The sequence below is a fragment of the Pandoraea soli genome (genome assembly GCF_902459595.1).
GTDB lineage: Bacteria > Pseudomonadota > Gammaproteobacteria > Burkholderiales > Burkholderiaceae > Pandoraea > Pandoraea cepalis.
This window is the reverse complement of the sequence record NZ_CABPSG010000008.1, coordinates 43,029-61,779: the sequence shown is the minus strand read 5'-3', so window position 1 is coordinate 61,779 and position 18,751 is coordinate 43,029. Positions and strand designations below refer to the sequence as shown.

Sequence of the window (18,751 nt, the reverse complement as noted above, 5' to 3'; positions counted from 1 at the left end):
GCAACGCCTTCAAGGAGTTAGACCATGGCGCAAGCCGACGCTAAAAACACCGCGACGCCGCAGGCCGTCGAGAGCTGGACGCAGGCCGAAGGCCAGGCATTCAGTGACTGGCTGGATACGCGCGTAGCCCGCTTCTCGACGCGCAAGTACGACTGGGACGCGCTGAAGTTCCAGGCCGACTACGACCCGAAGTACCGCCGCGCGCAAATGCGCTACGTCGGCACGGGCGGCACGGGCGTGGCCAAGGACGTCAACACGGTCCCTGCCGGTCACTTCACGTTTTCGACGATGGTGATCCCGGCCGGCAACATCGGCCCGAGCCACATCCACATGGACGTCGAAGAAATCTTCTTCGTGATGCGCGGCAAGATGAAGGTGATCTGCGAGCGCGATGGCGAAACCTGGGAAGCCATTCTCGGTGAGCGCGACCTGATCTCGGTGCCGCCGGGCGTGTACCGCACGGAAATCAACATCGGTGACGAAGACGCGCTCATGTGCGTGATGCTCGGCTCGCAAAAACCGGTCACGCCGACGTACCCGCCCGATTCGCCGCTCGCACAGATCAAGCGCGATCTGAAGTAAGCCGCCGGGGGCCGTTGTCCCGGAAAGTCCGGTGAGGGGCTTGCCCGTCGCAAGCGCCGCACCGGCAGGAATTCACCAAGCAAGACGTTCAGTCCAAGCCATGCAAGCCGAAGCCTTTCAGTCCGAAGTACCCGAAGATGCCACCGTCGCGCCGCTATGCGCGCGTCTGGACGCCTTCCCGTACCGCACCGTCGCCACGCGCGCGGGCACCGTCGGCTATCGCAGCGCTGGAACGCGAGCCGAGGGCGCCACGCCGGTCGTGCTGCTGCACGGCATCGGGTCTGGTGCGGCGTCATGGCTTGCGCAGTTCGAAGCCACCGGTCTGGATGCCGTGCTTTACGCATGGGACGCGCCGGGCTACGGCCAGACGACGAATGTCGCCGACGCCGAGCCGCAAGCCGACGCCTATGCCGATGCGCTCGCGGCTTGGCTCGACGCGCTGGGATTGGAACGCGTTGCACTCGTCGGTCATTCGTTGGGCGCGATCGTGGCCACGACGTTTGCGAGCCGTGCACCGCAGCGTGTGCGCGGGCTCTTTCTCTGCTCGCCGGCAGGTGGCTACGGCAAGGCCGACGCGCAGGTCCGCCTGAGCAAGCGCGACAGTCGTCTGGCGATGCTCGACAAGCTCGGCCCGGCCGGCATGGCGCGTGAGCGCAGCGACAACCTCGTTGCCCCGAGTGCCGCGGAACTGCCGCGCGCCTGGGTGAAATGGAACATGGCACGCGTGCTGCCCGCGGGCTACCGTCAGGCAACGCATCTGCTCTCGAACGGCGACGTCGCTGGTGCGTTGGCGCAGTACGTGGCGGCGAAGGCAGGGCCGGTTGCGGTGGCGGTCGGCGCACAGGATGCCGTGACCCCTCCGGCGGCTTGCCAAACGATCGCCGAGGTGGCCGGTGTACCGCTGCAGATCATGGACGGTGCTGGACACGCGTCGTATATCGAAACGCCGGACGTTCTGAATGCCGCGCTCGTCGCGTGGCTCGAACGTATCGCGGCAGGAGAACGTTGAGATGGCACCCGTAACGCCCAAGCGCATGACGGCAATGGCCGAGGCGATCACCGAAGACGGCACGCTGCGCGAGCCCGCGATGCGAGGCGAGGACGAGAGCGACGATCTCGTCGACGGCGCGATCACCGAGACGCGCTACCTGGTGCCGGGCCTTGAGCGCGGCCTGCGCATCCTCACGCAATTCTCGCCGCGCGAGCCCGTGTTCAGCGCACCCGAACTCTCGCAACGGCTGGGCATTCCGCGCACGACAGTCTTCCGCCTGTTGCAGACGCTCGAAGCGATGGGCTTCCTGGAGCGGGCTGGCGGTGAGAAGAATTTCCGTCTGGGCGTGGCGGTGCTGCGTCTGGGCTTCGAATACCTCAGCTCGCTGGAGCTGACCGATCTGGGCATCCCGATCATCGAACGGCTGCGCGACGCCACGCAGCTCACGTCGCACATCGTGATCCGCGACGGGCGCGACATCGTGTTCGTCGCGAAAGCGCAGAGCGTGGCGAGCGTGTTCAACTCGATCAAGGTCAACGTTGGCACGCGCCTGCCGGCGCATGCGACCGTACACGGTCATGTGCTGATGGGCGACCTGACGCTGGCCGAACTTCGCGCGCTGTACCCCGAAAAGACGCTCGAAAAATACACGCCGCAGACGCCCGAAACGATCACCGAGCTGTTCGAGCGCGTGCGCGAAGACGCCGAGCGCGGCTACGCCGTGTCGGCCTCGTCATTCGAGCGCGGCATCAGCGTGGTGAGCGCGCCGGTGCGCAACGACGCGGGTCGCATCTGCGCCGCGATCACCGTCACCATTCCGCGCGCCACCCTCGACGCGTCGGTGCTCGACGCGGGGCTGATCGGCCAGGTGCGCGAGGCGGCCGACGCGCTGTCGCACCGCCTGAACTACCGGCCGGGCAGCGACGACCGTGCCACCCCCTATATGAAGTCACTGGGATTGAAATGATCAAGATCGACCTCACCCAACGCGCGGCGCTGGTCACGGGCGGCTCGTCCGGCATCGGCTTCGCCACGGCCGAGCGCCTGCTCGACGCCGGCGCCGCAGTCGCCATCTGCGGCCGCAACCCCGAGCGCTTGGCGCAAGCCGAAGCCCGTCTGCGCGAGCGTCATGCCGAGGCGCGCGTGATTGCCGCACAGTGCAACGTGCTCGATGCGAACGATGTCGCCGCGCTGGCCGAGCGCATTCGTGGCGAATTCGGGCGTCTCGACATGCTGGTCAACAACGCGGGCCAAGGCCGTGTGTCGACGTTTGCCGACACGACCGACGACGCCTGGCGCGAAGAGCTGGAGCTGAAGTATTTCAGCGTCATTCGCACCACGCGCGCTTGCCTGCCGATGCTGCGCGAGGCGGCCCGCGAGACCGGGGACGCCGCCATCGTCTGCGTCAACTCGCTACTCGCGCTCCAACCGGAGCCGCACATGGTGGCGACGTCGTCGGCGCGCGCGGGGATCCAGAATCTGGTGCGCTCGATGGCGAGCGAATTCGCGCCCGACGGCGTGCGCGTCAACAGCATTCTGATCGGACTGGTCGAGTCGGGCCAGTGGCGCCGTCGCTTTGCCGAGCAAGGCGAAGGCAAGACCTGGGAGGAATGGACCGGCGAGTTGGCCCGCAAGAAGCAAATTCAGTTGCAACGTCTGGGCAGGCCTGAAGAGGCGGCCGCAGCGATCTTTTTCCTGGCAAGCCCGCAGTCGTCCTATACGACGGGCAGCCACATCGATGTTTCCGGAGGCTTGGCAAGACATGTCTAACACAACCACCGTCGGCGAAGTCATCGCGGCGTTTCTCGAGCAATGCGGTGTGAAGACCGCATTCGGCGTGATCTCGATTCACAACATGCCGATCCTCGACGCCATCGCGCGTCGCGAAAAAATCCGTTACGTCGGCGCGCGCGGCGAAGCCGGTGCGCTGAACATGGCCGATGGCCTTGCCCGAGTTTCGGGCGGTCTCGGCGTGGCCTTTACGAGCACCGGCACCGCCGCGGGCAATGCGGCCGGCGCCATGGTCGAAGCCCTCACCGCCGGCACGCCGGTGCTGCACATTACGGGGCAGATCGAAACCGAGTTCCTCGATCGCGACCTCGCGTATATCCACGAAGCGCCCGATCAGCTCAGCATGCTGCACGCGATCTCGAAGGCTGCGTACCGCGTGCGTTGCGTCGACACCGCGCTCGCGACCGTTCGCGAAGCCGTGCGTGCCGCGCTCACGGCGCCGGCCGGCCCGGTGAGCGTCGAGATTCCCATCGACATCCAGGCGGCGGAAATCGAATGGCCCGCCGACCTGGCCGCGCCGCACATCACGGTGCCGACGCACGACGACGCCCGCGTGGCCGAACTGGCCGACAAGCTGGCCGCCGCGCATCGTCCGATGCTGTGGCTGGGCGGTGGGGCGCGCGGGGCGGAAGCCGCCGTCAAGCGTCTCGTCGACATGGGCTTCGGCGTGGTCACCAGTGTGCAGGGTCGCGGCATCGTGCCGGAAGATCATGCGGCCACGCTCGGCGCGTTCAACATCCACCCCACGGTCGAGACGTTCTACAAGACGTGCGACGCCGTGCTCGTGGTCGGCTCGCGTCTGCGTGGCAACGAAACGCTCAAGTACAAGCTTGCGCTGCCGCGCCCGCTCTATCGCGTCGACGCTGATGGTCTGGCGGACGGCCGTGGCTACCGCAACGACCTGTTCGTCCAGGGCGACGCCGCACGCGTGCTGAACGCGCTGGCTGACCGTCTGCAAGGCCGCCTGTCGATCGATCCGGCGTTCCATGCCGATCTCGCGGCCGCTCGCGAAGTGGCCGTCAAGCAGGTTGCGGAAGGCCTCGGCCCGTACCGTCAACTCGTCTCCGCACTGCAAGGTGCGCTGGGCCGCGACTTCAACTGGGTGCGCGACGTCACGATCTCGAACAGCACGTGGGGCAACCGTCTGCTGAAGCTCTTCTCGCCGCGCGCCGGTGTGCACGCGCTGGGCGGCGGGATCGGACAGGGCATGCAGATGGGCATTGGCGCGGCGCTCGCGGGCAACGCGAAGAAGACCGTGGCGCTGTGCGGCGACGGCGGCCTGATGGTCAACGTGGGTGAACTCGCCACCGCCGTGCAGGAAAAGGCACCGGTCGTGATCCTGCTGATGAACGATCAGTGCTACGGCGTGATCCGCAACATTCAAGATGCGCAGTACGGCGGTCGCCGTCACTACGTGCAACTGCACCAGCCGGACTTCGCCGCGTTCTGCGCGAGCCTGCAGCTCAAGCACGAGCGCATCACGGCCATCGACCAGGCCGAAGCGGCGGTCGCACGCGCCATGGCGCACGACGGCCCGGTGCTGCTCGAAGTGGACATGCTGTCGGTCGGCAGCTTCGCTTCGCACTTTGCCGGTCCGCCGGTCCGGGAGCCGGCGAATGCATGAATTGAACCACCGTCCTGTTGACGTCGCGCTGATCGGTTTCGGCGCGATCGGCTCGAAGGTCTACGAGGCGTGCGCAAGCGAACCGTATCTGCGCGTGGGCCACGTGATCGTGCCGGAAGATGCCGCCGCTCGCGTGCGCGAGAGCGTGCGCGCCGATACCGAAGTGGTGTGTTCGGCGCAGGCGCTTTCCAGCCGGCCGGACTTCGTGCTCGAGTGCGCAGGGCATAGCGCGCTGTCGGGCCATGTGGTGCCGTTGCTCAAGTCGGGGGTGGATTGCGCGGTGGCGTCGATCGGTGCGCTGTCAGACAGCGATCTGCTCGCTGCGCTTGAACAGGCCGCCAGGGACGGCGCGTCGACGGTCACGTTGCTCTCGGGCGCCATCGGCGGTATCGATGCGATTTCCGCGGCGCGCGAAGGCGGTCTGGACGAAGTGCTGTACACCGGTCGCAAGCCGCCGACGGGCTGGCTCGGCACGCCGGCCGAACAGGTCTGCGATCTGGCAACGCTCACCGCCGCGACCGTGATCTTCGAGGGCAACGCCCGCGACGCGGCGCGTCTGTATCCGAAGAATGCGAACGTGGCGGCGACCGTGGCCATCGCTGGTCTGGGGCTCGACGCGACGCGCGTGCGCCTGATCGCCGACCCGACGAGCACGCGCAACGTGCATCACATCATCGCCCGCGGGGCGTTCGGCGAGATGTCGCTGGAGATGTGCGGCAAGCCGTTGCCGGACAACCCCAAGACGTCGGCACTGACCGCATATTCGGCCATTCGCGCGCTACGCAATCGCGTTGCGAACTGTGTGATTTAGCAGGAAGAGCATCATGAGCCATCAAGATTTGCTGCAAGGGTTTTCGAGCGACATTCTGGTCGGCGGCGAATGGCGCGCCGGCACCGGCAAGCGCTATCAGAGCCTGTATCCGGCCGACGAGAGCGTGAATGCCGAGATCGCGGCGGCGGGCGCCGAAGATGCGATCGACGCCGTCGAGGCGGCCGATGCGGCCTGGCGTCGCGCGGACTGGGCGGGCTTGAAGCCGCATCAGCGCGCCGCGGTGCTGCATCGCGTGGCCGACGGCATCACGCAACGCGCCGAGGCGCTGGCGCACCTGCAACGGCGCGACAACGGCAAGCCGATCAGCGAGACGCGCGCGCTCGTCGCGAGTGCATCGAGCACGTTCCGCTATTTCGCCTCGTGCCTGGAGACGCTGGAGGAAACGCTGACCCCGTCGCGTGGCGACTACCTGACGATGAGCGTGCACGAGCCGCTTGGCGTCGTTGCCGCCATCACGCCGTGGAATTCGCCGATTGCCTCGGACGCGCAGAAGCTGGCCCCGGCGCTTGCCGCCGGTAACGCCGTGGTGCTCAAGCCGGCGGAAGTCACGCCGCTCGCCTCGCTCGAACTCGGCCGCATCTGCGAAGCGGCCGGTGTGCCGCGCGGCGTGCTGTCGGTGTTGCCGGGCAAGGGCTCGGTCATTGGCGACATTCTGGTGCGCCATCCCAAGGTCAAGAAAGTCGCCTTCACCGGCGGCACCGAAGTCGGTCGTGGCATTGCACGGCTGGCGGCGGAAAAGCTCATGCCAGTCTCGCTCGAACTCGGCGGCAAGTCACCGACGATCGTGTTCGAAGATGCCGACATCGATCATGCGGTGGCCGGGGTGCTCTACGGCATCTTCAGTTCGTCGGGCGAATCGTGCATCGCGGGCTCGCGTCTGTTCGTGCACAAGGCCATCTTCGACACCTTCGTCGAGCGGCTGGTGGCCGGCGCGAAGCAACTGCGCGTGGGGGATCCGCTGCGCGAAGACACGCAGATGGGGCCGCTCGTGACGGCGTCGCACCGCGAGTCGATCGAGCGCTATGTCGCGATCGGGCTGGAAGAGGGCGGCCGCCTGTTGTGCGGCGGTGAGCGTCCGGCGGGCGACGGCCGCGAGAAGGGCTACTTCTATCAGCCGACCATCATCGCGGGCCTGACGAACCAGGCACGCATGGTGCAGGAAGAGATCTTCGGCCCGGTGCTGGCGGTCTTGCCGTTCGAGAACGAAGACGACCTGCTGGCCGAAGCCAACGACAGCGTCTATGGCCTTGCGGCCGGGATCTGGACACGCGACTTCAAGCGCGCCTGGCGGATCGGGCGTGCGCTCGAGACCGGCACAGTCTGGATCAACACCTACAAGCAGTTTTCGATCTCGACGCCGTTCGGCGGTTGGAAAGAGAGTGGCATGGGGCGTGAGAAGGGGCGTCTGGGGTTGCTGGAGTACACGAACCAGAAGAGCCTCTATTGGGGCATCAACGACAGCCCGCTCGCGTGGGCGGGCAAGGTCTGAACGTCAGTCAGTGGCAGAACACGCCGCAATGCACAGGGTATTGCGGTCATCCGATACTTGAGCGAGGCAGAGATATGTTGTCGATTTTCCGTGGATCGTTGGCGCGCCGCGCGCGTCGTGCTGTTGGCCTGTGCGCCGTGGCGGGACTTACGAGCCTGGCGGCGCCGGTGATGGCGCAGCCGGCTACCCAGCAGATTACCTATCTGCTCCCGGCTCCGGCCAACCTGCCGGCCTTCGCGCCGCTGATGCTGGCCGAGAAGAAGGGCTACTACGCGGCGGAAGGGTTGTCGGTGCGCTGGCTGACCGTGCAAGGCGGTGCCGACGTCGGCAAACAGCTCGCCTCCGGTAATGGCGATCTGGGCGGTGGTCTGGGCGACACCCCGATCGTGCTGCGTCCGAACGGCATTCCCATCAAGGGCGTGGCGCTGCTGGGCGGGCGCACGCTGCACCAGTTGGTCGTGCGCAACGATGCGAACATCAAATCGCCCGCCGACTTGAAGGGCAAGACGATCACGGTGCTGTCCTATCAAGACACCGGCTTCTACGCGACGCTAGGCCTGCTCGCCTCCGCGGGTCTCACGCGTACCGATGCGCGCATCCAGGGCGCCGGTCCGGCGGGCGTGTGGCAGCAGGTCGCCACGGGCAAGGCCGACGCGATGGTGGGCACGCCGGAGTGGGCGCAGAATATCGAGGACGCCGGCGTGAAGGTCACGATGACCTCGACCGACAAGTACTTCCCGGGCATGGCGCAGGCGATTCTGGCTTCGGACAAGACCATTGCCGAGAAGCCGGAGATGGTCCGCAAGTTCGTTCGTGCCACGATCAAGTCGGTGGCCGAGATCATGCGCGACCCGGCGGCCGCGGCCAAGGAATACTGCGCGACCGTGCCCGGCTACAAGGGCAAGGAAGCCGAGATCGAGAAGATCCTGACGTATTACGCCCGCAACGTGTATCCGGGCCAGGAGCGTCTCGGTGCGTTCGATCCGGCGCGTGTGACGAAGCTGCAGGATTTCTACCTGCAGGAGAAGATCATTCGCGAAAAGTCGAACCTGGCCGACCTGTTCACCAACCAGTTCGTGCAGTAACGCGAGACGACACATGAACGAAAACGCCCCGGGCGCCGCTGCGGCCACCCAGCCCGACACGATGTTGCTGACGGTGTTCCTGCGTCACGATCAGTCGAACAATCTCGACGATTTCCAGGAACGCCTGAAGGCGGCCGAATGGTGGGAGCGCTTCCCGCCGGCCGGTGTGAGGGTGGTGTCGTGGACGGTGGCGATGGGCTTTGGCCAGATCGTCACGCTCGAACTGCCGCCGCACCTGCTGCCGGTGGTCAACGTCGAGCTGGAGCGCTCGGCCTGGGGGGTGTTTCGCACCGAATGCTATCCGACTTACGATTTTGTACCCGTGCACGCGCGCATTCGCGAACGGGTTCGCCATGGAGGGAAATGATGGACCGCTATCTCGAACCGCACCAAGCGCGTCGCCATGAGCCGACGCAATACGAAAGCCTGCTGGGCGACGCCATCGAGCGCGCCTATGCCACCGGCACACACGATCTGGCTGGGCTGGTGGCCTATCTGAATCGCACGGGCCCCGGCCCGCAAGCGGGTGACGTGTGGACCGAAGCGGTGTACACCGCGCAGATCGCCCGAATGGCCGAAGAGTAACAACATCACAGAGTTCGGTCGCTTCGCGCCGCAGGTGCGCAGCGATCGCGATGGAGACGTCCCCCATGACTACGCAACAGCCTATTCTCACTGCCGACGCGATCCTCGAGCGCGGCCTGAAGAACCTCTGGTATCCGATTTGCCCGTCGCACATGGTTGGCCGCGAGCCGGTCTCGCTGCGCCGCCTGGGCAAGAAGCTGGTGTTCTGGCGCGACCAGGACAACCAGGTGCATGCCCTCGATGATCATTGCCCGCACCGTGGCGCCCCGCTGTCCAAGGGCATCGTGATGGGCGATCGCATCGCCTGCGGCTATCACGGCGTGCAAGTGCGCTGCGACGGCACCGTGATGCGTGTGCCGGGCAGCCCGGGCTGCAAGCTCGAAGGTTCGCGTCCGACGCAGGCGTACCACATTGTCGAGCGCAACGACGCGATCTGGCTGTACAACGCCACCGAGAACATCGACACGCCGCCGCCGCTCGTTTTGCCGGAGGAACTCGATGCCGACGGCGAGTACTCGTCGTTCCTGTGCTACACCGAGTGGAAGGGCGACTACCGTTACGTGCTCGACAACGTGATGGACCCGATGCACGGCACGTTCCTGCACAAGCAGTCGCACTCGATGGCCGAAGGCGACAACACGGCGGCCTTCCGCATTCGCGACACCGACCGCGGCTTCGTGTTCGAAAAGGAAGGCCAGCGCGACGTGAATTTCGACTGGACCGAGTGGGCCGATACCGGCACGCACTGGATGCGTCTGGAGATTCCGTACCCGAAGACGGGCGGCCCCGGCGGCAACTTCGTCATCGTGGGCAGCTACACGCCGGTCTCGCCGACGCTGGCCGCCGTGTTCCACTGGCGCTGCCGCAAGCTCGACGGCTGGCAGCGCGATACGTGGCGCTTCCTGTATCGCAACCGTCTCGAGGCGCGTCACTGGGCGGTGCTCGAACAGGATCGCGTGATGCTCGAAGACATGGAGCCGGATGCCAACCAAAGCGAGCATCTGTATCAACATGACATGGGTATCGTGCGTCTGCGTCGCCATATGAAGAACCTGGCGAAGGCGGAACTCGAGCGCATTCAGCAGGGCAAGGCGTAAGCCGCGCGAGACGTTTCATGCCCATCGACCCACCTCTCAAGGCCGAGCGAATCCGTGCCCAGGCCGTGCCCGATCTGGGCACGGCGACCTGGAGCAATGGCATTCGCGTCGGCAACGACATTCTGCTCTCGGGCATGACCGCGCACCCGGCCACGCGCGACGCCGCCGAGCCGCTCACGACTTACGAGCAGACGCGGGTGGTGCTCGGCAAGATCCGCGCGCTGGTCGAGGCGGGGGGCGGCCGTCTCGCCAACATCTACAAGCTCGTGGTGTACGTGACCGACATTGCCGACAAGGATGAGGTTGGACGTGCCCGTCGAGAGTTTTTTGCGGACGTGGCGGCGAACGGCGGGGCTTATCCGTGTTCGACGCTCGTGCAAGTGAGCGGCCTGGTCTTTCCGGAGCTGCGCGTGGAGATCGAGGCGTTCGCACGTCTCGACATCGATTTGTCCGCCGCGGGCTGAGCCGGCGGACGTCAAGAGAATCAGCAACATCAGAGAGCGGCGTTATGAGCAAGTCAAACCTGTCGGCAATGGTGCGCACGCTTCGCTTCGAAGCGGCGGGCATCATGAGCATCGAACTCGTGCCTGCGGTGGGCAGCGACACCCCATTTCCGGACTTCACGCCGGGCGCGCACATCGATCTGCATCTGCCGAGCGGGCTGGTGCGCAGCTACTCGCTCGTGAATGCGCCGGGCGAGCCGAATCGCTACGTGCTTGGCATTCTTGCCGATCCGAAAAGCCGCGGCGGCTCGCGCTTCATTCACGACAATTTCCGTGTGGGGATGACGCTGGAGATTTCCGAGCCGCGCAATCACTTCGAGCTTGACGCCGCCGCCGAGCATACCGTGCTCGTCGCCGGCGGCATCGGGGTGACGCCGATTCTCTGCATGTATCGACGTCTGCGTGCGCTAGGGCGCAGCGTCAAGCTGATGTATTGCGCACGCACGGCGCCGCAAGCCGCTTTCATCGACGAACTGAACGCGTTGGGCGGCGACATCACCTATCACTTCGACGACCAGCACGGCGGCAAGCCGGCGTCGCTCACCGCGTTTCTGTCCGGGCAACCGGCGGGCACGCATGCCTACTGCTGCGGGCCCGGCGTGATGCTCGACGCCTTTGAAGCGGCGTGCGCCGAGGCCGGTATCGCGAATGTGCACATCGAGCGCTTCGCCGCGGCGCCGGATGCGCCGCCGCCCGCGACATCCGAGGGCTATATCGTGAAGCTCGCGAAGTCCGGCAAGGAGCTGAGCGTGCCGGCCGGAGCGACGCTGCTCGAGACGTTGCTCGCCGCGGGTATCGACGCGGAGCATAGCTGCATGGAAGGTGTTTGCGGCGCTTGCGAGACGCGTGTGCTCGAAGGCTGCCCCGATCACCGTGATTCGGTGCTGAGCGCGGCTGAGCGCGCCGGGAACAAGGTCATGATGATTTGCGTGTCCGGTTGCAAGGGCGACCGTCTGACGCTGGATCTGTGACCGCGCCCACCTTGAACCCCTACCCGAGACTGTCATGACGATTCTGGGCATTGAACAAATTACCTACGGGGTCATCGACCTCGACACCTGCCGTCGCTTCCTGGGCGACTGGGGCCTGACCGAGGTGTCCGCCGACGCGAATGGCGCGCGCTTCGAAACGCTGAACGGTTGCCGTGTGCTGGCCGTGCGTCACGACGATCCGTCGCTGCCGCCGGCGATGGAAGATGGACCGACGCTGCGCGAAGTGACGTGGGGCGTGACGACGGCCGAGGAAGTCGCCGCCATCGCCGACCGCTTCGCCGACCAGCCGGGCTATTACTTCAAGGACGGTGCGACGGGTTGCATCGATCCCAACGGTCTGGCCGTGCGGGTGGAAGTGACTGCCAAGCGGCCCGTGGACGTGAAGGGCGCATTGAGCAATCCGTGGGGGATCGCGGCGCAGCGCGTGAACACGCCGAGCCCGGTGTATGAGCGTGCCCAGCCGATCGAAGTGGGGCATGTCGTGTTCTTCACCAACGCGCTCGCGGCCACGCAGACGTTCTATGAAGCGAAGCTCGGCTTCGAGCTGTCGGATCGCTATCCGGATCGTGGCGCGTTCATGCGCTGCGCGCCGCACGGCGGCCATCACGATCTGTTCCTGCTGGCGTTGCCGAACGGCAAGCGCGGGCTGAACCATGTGGCGTTCACCGTGCGCGACATCCACGAAGTGTTCGGCGGCGGCATGCATATCGACCGCTGTGGATGGGAAACCCAGTTGGGCCCGGGCCGTCACCCGATTTCGTCGGCGTATTTCTGGTACTTCAAGAATCCGTGCGGCGCGCTCATCGAGTATTACGCCGACGAGGACATCCTTACGCCGGAATGGAAGCCGCGCGACTTCGAGCCGGGGCCGACGGTATTTGCCGAATGGGCGGTGGACGGCGGACTCGACGGCAATACGCGCCGTCAGAAGAAGGGGAGCGAAGGGCCGACCGGCAAGTTCATGACTGACACTGCCAAGCGCTGAGTCGAGTCATCGCGGACGCGTCAATCCCGGGGGGGATGACGCGCCGCGTTTCACGAGTTGTCGCGAGAAGCGGGAACCGGCGCGCGATGTGGCGTCATGAGGCCCGGATCGACCTTGCCAGACGTGAGGTCGTTTCGGAAGGCGTTCATGGCGCGCCGGCAATCGTCCTGCCGACGCTTGTGGCACGAGGGGGCACGCGTTTGCGTTGCCCCTTTTTGCATGGTGCGATTACTTCGCCAATTCCGCATCGATGGCGGCGACCAGACGCGGGTCGTCGGCCTTGACGTCCGGTGAGAAGCGGGCCACGACCTGCCCGTTGCGTCCGATCAGAAACTTCTCGAAATTCCACAACACGTCGGCCGAGTTCTCGCGGACTACGCCGAAGCCTTTGAGACGCTCGCGGAACGGGCCTTCGCCGATCGCTGCAGGCTGTGCTTCGACAAGCGCCGTGTAGAGCGGGTGACGGTCGTCGCCCAGTGCCGAGAGCTTGGCGAACAGCGGGAACGTGACGTTGTATTGCGTGGTGCAGAAGTCGAGGATCTCGGCATCGGTGCCGGGCTCCTGACCCTTGAAGTTATTGGCAGGGAAGGCGAGGACTTCGAGGCCGGCGGCGCGCTTGTCTTCGTACAGGCGCTCGAGGCCCTCGTACTGCGGCGTGAGGCCGCACTTCGACGCGACGTTGACCACCAGACGCACGCGTCCCGTATAGTCGCCCAAGGTTGCGGCGCCGCCGTCGTTGCGCGTTACCGCGATGTTTTCGATGAGGGTGCTCATGCGTATTTCCTTTCTTGGTTCGGTCAGCCGAGTGTAGCGCAAGCCTGTGGGAGCCTGCCGACCGGCGAAAAAAATGCCGATTGACAGTCGGTAAATGGTATGGAAGGATTCGCGGATTAAAAAATGACGAGCGCTATCAAGCGCGTCGTACAGGTGAACAAACACGGGGTCGTTCGAATGTTTCGTGCCGCTTCTCGCAGCATCGGTGATCCTGCCCCAGAGGCAGGCCACGTCATCGCCTTGAATCAGACCGCGCTCATGCAGTAGCGAACGTGTGCCGCGGCGCTCACGCATCCAATCCTTCTGACCGATACGGCCGGACTTCCCTGCCATGACGGAGGTCTTGCGCCTATGTGTCGGTCGCTGCGCACACGACCTTTCCGAATTCACGAGTCAACGCGTTGCAATAAGAAAGCCGTATTCCGGGAAATCGAATGAATCGCATCTATCGTGTGGTATGGAGCGCCAGTCTGGGCATGCATCAGGTCGCGTCCGAAGTGGCCGGCGGTCACGGCGGAACGTCGCGCTCGGCGGACCATCGCCGTGTGCGCAAAGCGGCGGTCGCCGCCGTCGTTGCAGCGGCTTCGCTGAACACAGGACCGGTGTGGGCAGTCCCGCTGACCGCCGTCATGGACGGTCGCACGTTTCTCCTTGCCGGTCAGGCCGACACCACTTCGTCGACGAATTGGCGCTACGACGGTACGACCCTGTCGATCACGGGCGCGACCTTTGCCCAAATCCTGAACACGTTCGGGACAATTTCGAACGCTGGCACGCTGGTCGGCGGTAACGCATTGCTGATTTCGTCGCGGGGCGGGGTGACGCTTCTCGAGAATAGCGGCCTGATTTTCTCGCCGAGCAACGCGGGCATCTACAACGCCGGCACACTGGCGTCTGCATTCAATTCCGGCTCGATCTCCGCCGCCAATGGGTATGGTGTGGAGAACACGTCGCATCTCGGTCAGTTGACCAACACGGGGACTATCTCGGGCCGTTATGGCGTGGCCTCGTTCATGGGCAGTGTATCGACGCAGTTGGGCACGCTGACGAACAGCGGCACCATTACGGGCGCGCAAAGCGGGGTGATGAACCGAAGCGCGACCCTCACGACGATCGACAACCTGCCCCTTGGCCTGATCGATGGCACCAGTGGGCTCGGCTCCGGCACCGGCATCGACAACCGCGGTACCGTGATCGGTGGCACGACCTATCACGGCATCATTGGCACGATCAACAACGCTGGAACGATTTCGGGCGGGAACTACGGCATTTACAACGAGGACTCGATCGGTACCCTCAACAATCTCGCGGGCGGGCTCATTTCCAGCGCCGGCGAGGCCATCGCGAATTCCTCTGCAGCGGCCACGATCGGACAGATCAATAACGCCGGCATCATTGCGGGCAACATTTCCCATTCCGGCACGCAAGCCTTGTTCATCGCGGGGGCGTCAGGTGCAGCGCAGGGCACCCTCACGGGTTTCGGCAGTGCTGCCCCCGGAACCCTTTCCAGCTCGCTCGCCGATATACACTTCAACGGCGGCAATCTCCTGCTTAACGACGACCTGAACCTCGCTGGCACACGAACGGCGTTCAACGACGCGTCGGTATTGCAAGTCAACAATGCCATCCAGGTCTCAGGGGATTACGCGCAGGCGGCAGGTGCCACGCTTCAGATCGGTGTTGCAGGTAATGCGGTTACGACCGGCGACTTGACGACCGACAGCGGCTACGGACGCCTGGTTGTGAGCGGCAACACGACACTGGCAGCGGGTTCGAGTATCGCCTTGCAGTCGCTCGGGTATTCGTTTGCGGCGGGTCAGCGCTATGTCGTGATCGACACGGCAGGCTCGGCCACCTACAACGACGATTCGCTGGTTTATCGCGTCAACGGTTCGTCGACGCTCGGCGCGACCGGCGCCACGGTCGCTAACGGCAGTCGGCAGGATCTGGTCGTGACGTTGATCTCGAATGCGAAGGCCGGTTCTGACAACGGCGGCGGCACCGAAACGACACCGCCCGCCGACCCTCGCACCAACGCCTTGCTTGCATCGGCACCCAACGCGCAGTCGTCGCTGCGGGGCTTGCTGGGCTACACCGGCGTGAGCGACGCCCAACTGCTGAATCTGTACAACGCGGCACTCGGGTCGCTGAGTGGCGGTTCGACGGACTCGGCCAATCGGGTCGGCAAGCAACTCGCCCCGGCGCAGAATACGCGTGCCGCAGGCGCGGCCACATTCGAATCGCTGGGCGTGGTCGGTGCGCACGTCAACAGCCTGCGCGTAGCGCAGGCCGGGGGCACCGGGATTGCGACGGGCGACAGCGCCGCCAACTGGGGCGTCTGGGGACAGGCCTTCGGCGGTCACGCCAGCCAGTCGGTGCGTAACGACGTCGACGGCTACAGCGCCAACTACGGTGGACTAGTCGTCGGTGCTGACCGTGCGTTCGGCGAGCGCTGGCGTGCAGGCGGGGCGGTCCAGTTCTCGCGCACGGCGATCGACAATGACGGTAGCACCTCGGGCAATGCGACCGGCGTGAACGGGTACGGCCTCATTGGGTACGCCGCTTACACCGGCGAGCCGTGGTACGTGAACCTGTCAGGCTCGGCGGTGCTGCAACACTACGATACGACGCGATCGGTGTCGATGCCGGGCTTCAACGGCGTGGCCCATGGCGACTTCAACGGTCAACAATACGTGTTCGGCGCCGAATTCGGCTGGCCACTGGCGCTGGGACGTGCCATCGTCACGCCGCTGGCGGGCGTCACATATGGCTATCTGAACCAGAACGGCTATACCGAAACTGGCGGCAATGGCTCGGCGCTTACGGTCGGCAGTGTCGGCGCCAGTTCGGTGCGTAGCGCGCTGGGGGCGAAGGTCGCCTTGCCATTCGAAACGGCGAGGGGGATGTGGGTGCCCGAACTGAGCGTGCGTTGGCTGCATGAGTACAACCGTACACGTCAAACGACGGGCGCGAGCTTCGCTGCGGATCCGTCCGGCCAGACGGCGTTCACGACCGTGGGCGCTACGCCGGTGTCGGACCTGGCCGATATCTCGCTGGGCCTGACCCTGATGAAAGCGAACAACCTGAGTGCCTCGATTCGCTACGACCTGCAAGCGGGGGGGGGCTTTGTGTCGCACACGGGGATCGTGCGTGTACAACAGCGCTTCTGAGCATCGTGAGTGCTCGGAAACGTTCGTACGAGTCCGGCGGTCGCAACGATTGACATGGCTGCGACCGCCGTGGAAGTATCGCGCAGTGCCCACCGTCTCCCGACCGCCTCTCGATGTCTGCCGCTGCTTCGACTCCCGGAATGCTGACCTTCGCTCAGGCGATTGCGTTGGCCCATTCGCATTGGCAGGCGGGACAGGCGCCCCAGGCCGAAGTCCTGTGTCGGCGCGTGTTGGAAGCGTCGCCGGAGCACCCGGACGCGCACTATCTGCTCGGCCTCATGGCCCACGCCTATGGCAAGCGCGACATGGCAATCGACCATCTGCGCACCACCTGCCGGGCACCCGGTGCACCGACGTCCAGTTGGTCCGATCTCGCCGAGATGTGCCGGCAGGCGGGCCGGCTCGAAGAGGCGCTCGCGGCGGCGCGCCGGTCCGTCGAGATCGATCCGGCGTTTGCTGCCGGGTGGAACAACCTCGGGATAGTGTTGCAGGAGGTCGGGCAGCTCGATCAGAGCATGGCATGCCTCACCCGCGTGAGCGAACTGTTGCCCGCGTCGGCCGACGCGCAAAACAATCTCGGGAATACCGCGCGCCTGCTGGGGCGTCCGGCGTCCGCCGAGACGCACTATCTGCGAGCCCTTGAAATCGACCCGCTACGCGCGGACGTGCACAGCAATCTGGCGTCGCTGCTGAGCGCACAGCAGCGCTTTACCGAAGCGCGCACTCTGGCGCGCCGCGCCATTGAGCTGGATCCGTCGTTCGTCGACGCCTACCGGAATCTTGCCGACATTGAAGTTTCCAGTGGGGACGTGGCGGCGGGTTGGCAGGTCGTTGAGATCATGTCGGCGTTTGCCCCGCAGCATTTTTCCACGCTCGTGACGCGCGCCCGGATTCTGCCTCTGGTGGGGCGGATGGACGACGCGCTCGCTTGTGCGCGTGATGCGCTCGCTCTCCAGCCAGAGAGTCACGATGCGCGGGCTGCGCTTGCGCTTGTCGAGGCGCAGAGGCTAACGCGCGACCACCCGGCACTCGTCGACGGTGTCCCGCCCTCGGCGCCGCCGTTGCCGGTCATACCGCCGGATTTGACCGCCGTTCACGACGCCATCGTAGCGTGTGTCCATGCGCATGCGTACGAAAGGGCTGAGTCGATGCTGCGCGAGGTCGTGGGCGCCGAGACCGCGCCCGTGGTGATGTGGCGGTTGCTTGCGATGGTCTTGCGCGCGCAAGGCAAGGTGCACGAGGCACGAGACATACTCGACAGACTTGCTCGTCAGGTGCCTGGCGATCTGTCCAACCGTTTCGATCTCGCCGAGGTGTTGCTCCTGCTCGGTGACTTCGAGCGTGGTTGGCGCGAATATCGCTACCGCTACAGCCTCGAACATACGCAGTCCATTGAGCGCAAGGTGCAACGCCCGCGTTGGGATGGCCGACCGATTCCCGGTCAAACGCTCCTCATCCACGACGAGCAGGGCTACGGAGACACGTTCCAGTTCCTGCGCATGGCGCGCTGGGCGCGCGAGCGCAGTCAGGCGCGCGTGATCCTGGAGATCAATCCGGAGGCATTGCCGATCGCCCGGCGCATGTGGGGCGATGACGATATCGTCGCTCGCGGTACGTTGCCGGTCACGTTCGATCAGCATTGCGAACTGATGAGCCTGCCAATGGCGATGGGCTTGACGCTCGCCGATCTGCCGGGCGACGTATCGTACCTGAGCGCCGACCCCGAGCGCGTCGCCCATTGGCGCGAAAGATTGGCCGGCGTGCCGCGCCCGTGGGTAGCCGTGGTGTGGGCGGGGCGCCCGGAACACGTCAACGACGGCAACCGGTCCGTGTCGCTCGCGCAACTCGGCCCGTTGGGGGCGAGTGGTGCGACGTTCCTTTCGATTCAGAAGGGGCCGGCGGCCTCGCAGGCAAGCACGCCCCCCGACGGCATGTCGATGGTGTCGTTGAGCGACGAGATCCGCGATTTCGAGGACACTGCGGCGATTTTGCATCTCGCGGACTTGTTGGTGTCGGTCGATTCGTCGCCCGTTCATCTGGCCGGCGCGATGGGACGTCCGGTGTGGGTGCTGTTGCCGTTTGTTCCCGACTGGCGCTGGCTGCTCGGTCGCGACGACTCGCCCTGGTATCCGGGGATGCGTCTGTTTCGTCAGGAGGCCCGCGCGCACTGGCAACGCGTGGTCGAACGCCTGGCGCAGACACTCAAGCACTTCGTGATGGAATGGCGTGATGGCGCGAGTTGACCGAAGGG

At 65.4% G+C, this 18,751-nt stretch carries 17 protein-coding genes and 1 pseudogene; 17 read left to right on the top strand and 1 reads right to left on the bottom strand.

Going from position 1 to position 18,751, the window contains the following annotated elements:
- Positions 1-24: 24 nt before the first annotated feature.
- The 14 genes from PSO31014_RS15180 to PSO31014_RS15115 all read left to right on the top strand — a co-directional run bounded on the left by PSO31014_RS15180 (position 25) and on the right by PSO31014_RS15115 (position 12,556).
- Positions 25-582 carry a cupin domain-containing protein gene (locus PSO31014_RS15180; RefSeq protein ID WP_130025147.1) on the top strand — a complete coding sequence of 186 codons (558 nt, stop codon included), beginning with the start codon at positions 25-27 and terminating at the stop codon, positions 580-582.
- A gap of 100 nt (positions 583-682) precedes the next feature.
- The gene (locus PSO31014_RS15175; protein WP_150552365.1) at positions 683-1,591 is read left to right on the top strand and encodes an alpha/beta fold hydrolase; all 909 of its coding nucleotides are present in this window, start codon (positions 683-685) and stop codon (positions 1,589-1,591) included.
- 79 nt (positions 1,592-1,670) lie between these two features.
- Positions 1,671-2,540, top strand: coding sequence for an IclR family transcriptional regulator (locus PSO31014_RS15170; protein ID WP_150552487.1), 870 nt, complete (start codon positions 1,671-1,673; stop codon positions 2,538-2,540).
- Complete coding sequence (locus PSO31014_RS15165) at positions 2,537-3,343, top strand: SDR family oxidoreductase (protein WP_150552364.1); 807 nt, start codon at positions 2,537-2,539, stop codon at positions 3,341-3,343. Before PSO31014_RS15170 ends, PSO31014_RS15165 begins: the two co-directional genes overlap by 4 nt.
- Positions 3,336-4,988, top strand: coding sequence for a thiamine pyrophosphate-binding protein (locus PSO31014_RS15160; RefSeq protein WP_150552363.1), 1,653 nt, complete (start codon positions 3,336-3,338; stop codon positions 4,986-4,988). The genes PSO31014_RS15165 and PSO31014_RS15160 overlap by 8 nt, the downstream gene beginning before the upstream one ends.
- On the top strand, positions 4,981-5,799 hold the full coding sequence (locus tag PSO31014_RS15155) for an aspartate dehydrogenase (RefSeq protein ID WP_150552362.1): 819 nt from the start codon (positions 4,981-4,983) through the stop codon (positions 5,797-5,799). Before PSO31014_RS15160 ends, PSO31014_RS15155 begins: the two co-directional genes overlap by 8 nt.
- A gap of 13 nt (positions 5,800-5,812) precedes the next feature.
- Complete coding sequence (locus PSO31014_RS15150) at positions 5,813-7,309, top strand: aldehyde dehydrogenase (RefSeq protein WP_150552361.1); 1,497 nt, start codon at positions 5,813-5,815, stop codon at positions 7,307-7,309.
- A 74-nt stretch (positions 7,310-7,383) separates the two neighbouring features.
- Complete coding sequence (locus PSO31014_RS15145) at positions 7,384-8,394, top strand: ABC transporter substrate-binding protein (protein WP_150552360.1); 1,011 nt, start codon at positions 7,384-7,386, stop codon at positions 8,392-8,394.
- Between the two features lie 13 nt (positions 8,395-8,407).
- Positions 8,408-8,761 carry a hypothetical protein gene (locus PSO31014_RS15140; RefSeq protein ID WP_150552359.1) on the top strand — a complete coding sequence of 118 codons (354 nt, stop codon included), beginning with the start codon at positions 8,408-8,410 and terminating at the stop codon, positions 8,759-8,761.
- A complete protein-coding gene (locus PSO31014_RS15135) occupies positions 8,761-8,979 on the top strand; it encodes a recombinase-like helix-turn-helix domain-containing protein (RefSeq protein ID WP_150552358.1) in 219 nt (72 codons plus the stop codon). The genes PSO31014_RS15140 and PSO31014_RS15135 overlap by 1 nt, the downstream gene beginning before the upstream one ends.
- A gap of 65 nt (positions 8,980-9,044) precedes the next feature.
- Complete coding sequence (locus PSO31014_RS15130) at positions 9,045-10,076, top strand: aromatic ring-hydroxylating oxygenase subunit alpha (protein WP_150552357.1); 1,032 nt, start codon at positions 9,045-9,047, stop codon at positions 10,074-10,076.
- A gap of 17 nt (positions 10,077-10,093) precedes the next feature.
- Entirely contained in the window at positions 10,094-10,540 is a 447-nt protein-coding gene (locus PSO31014_RS15125; RefSeq protein WP_150552356.1) for a Rid family hydrolase, read from the top strand.
- Positions 10,541-10,584: 44 nt separating this feature from the next.
- Positions 10,585-11,550 (top strand): PDR/VanB family oxidoreductase, encoded by a 966-nt coding sequence (locus PSO31014_RS15120; protein ID WP_150552355.1) that lies wholly within the window; start codon positions 10,585-10,587, stop codon positions 11,548-11,550.
- Positions 11,551-11,584: 34 nt separating this feature from the next.
- A complete protein-coding gene (locus PSO31014_RS15115; RefSeq protein ID WP_150552354.1) occupies positions 11,585-12,556 on the top strand; it encodes a VOC family protein in 972 nt (323 codons plus the stop codon).
- Between the two features lie 228 nt (positions 12,557-12,784).
- On the opposite strand, the gene PSO31014_RS15110 is transcribed toward PSO31014_RS15115, so the two are convergent.
- On the bottom strand, positions 12,785-13,330 hold the full coding sequence (locus PSO31014_RS15110) for a glutathione peroxidase (protein WP_150552353.1): 546 nt from the start codon (positions 13,328-13,330) through the stop codon (positions 12,785-12,787).
- A 434-nt stretch (positions 13,331-13,764) separates the two neighbouring features.
- Between PSO31014_RS15110 and PSO31014_RS15105 the strand changes: the two genes are divergently transcribed.
- The 3 genes and pseudogenes from PSO31014_RS15105 to PSO31014_RS22955 all read left to right on the top strand — a co-directional run bounded on the left by PSO31014_RS15105 (position 13,765) and on the right by PSO31014_RS22955 (position 18,743).
- A complete protein-coding gene (locus PSO31014_RS15105; protein ID WP_150552352.1) occupies positions 13,765-16,500 on the top strand; it encodes an autotransporter domain-containing protein in 2,736 nt (911 codons plus the stop codon).
- Positions 16,501-16,613: 113 nt separating this feature from the next.
- Positions 16,614-17,306 (top strand): annotated as a pseudogene (locus PSO31014_RS22960) (tetratricopeptide repeat protein); the annotation flags it as partial.
- A gap of 255 nt (positions 17,307-17,561) precedes the next feature.
- Positions 17,562-18,743, top strand: coding sequence for a tetratricopeptide repeat protein (locus tag PSO31014_RS22955; protein ID WP_425494881.1), 1,182 nt, complete (start codon positions 17,562-17,564; stop codon positions 18,741-18,743).
- Positions 18,744-18,751: the final 8 nt, after the last annotated feature.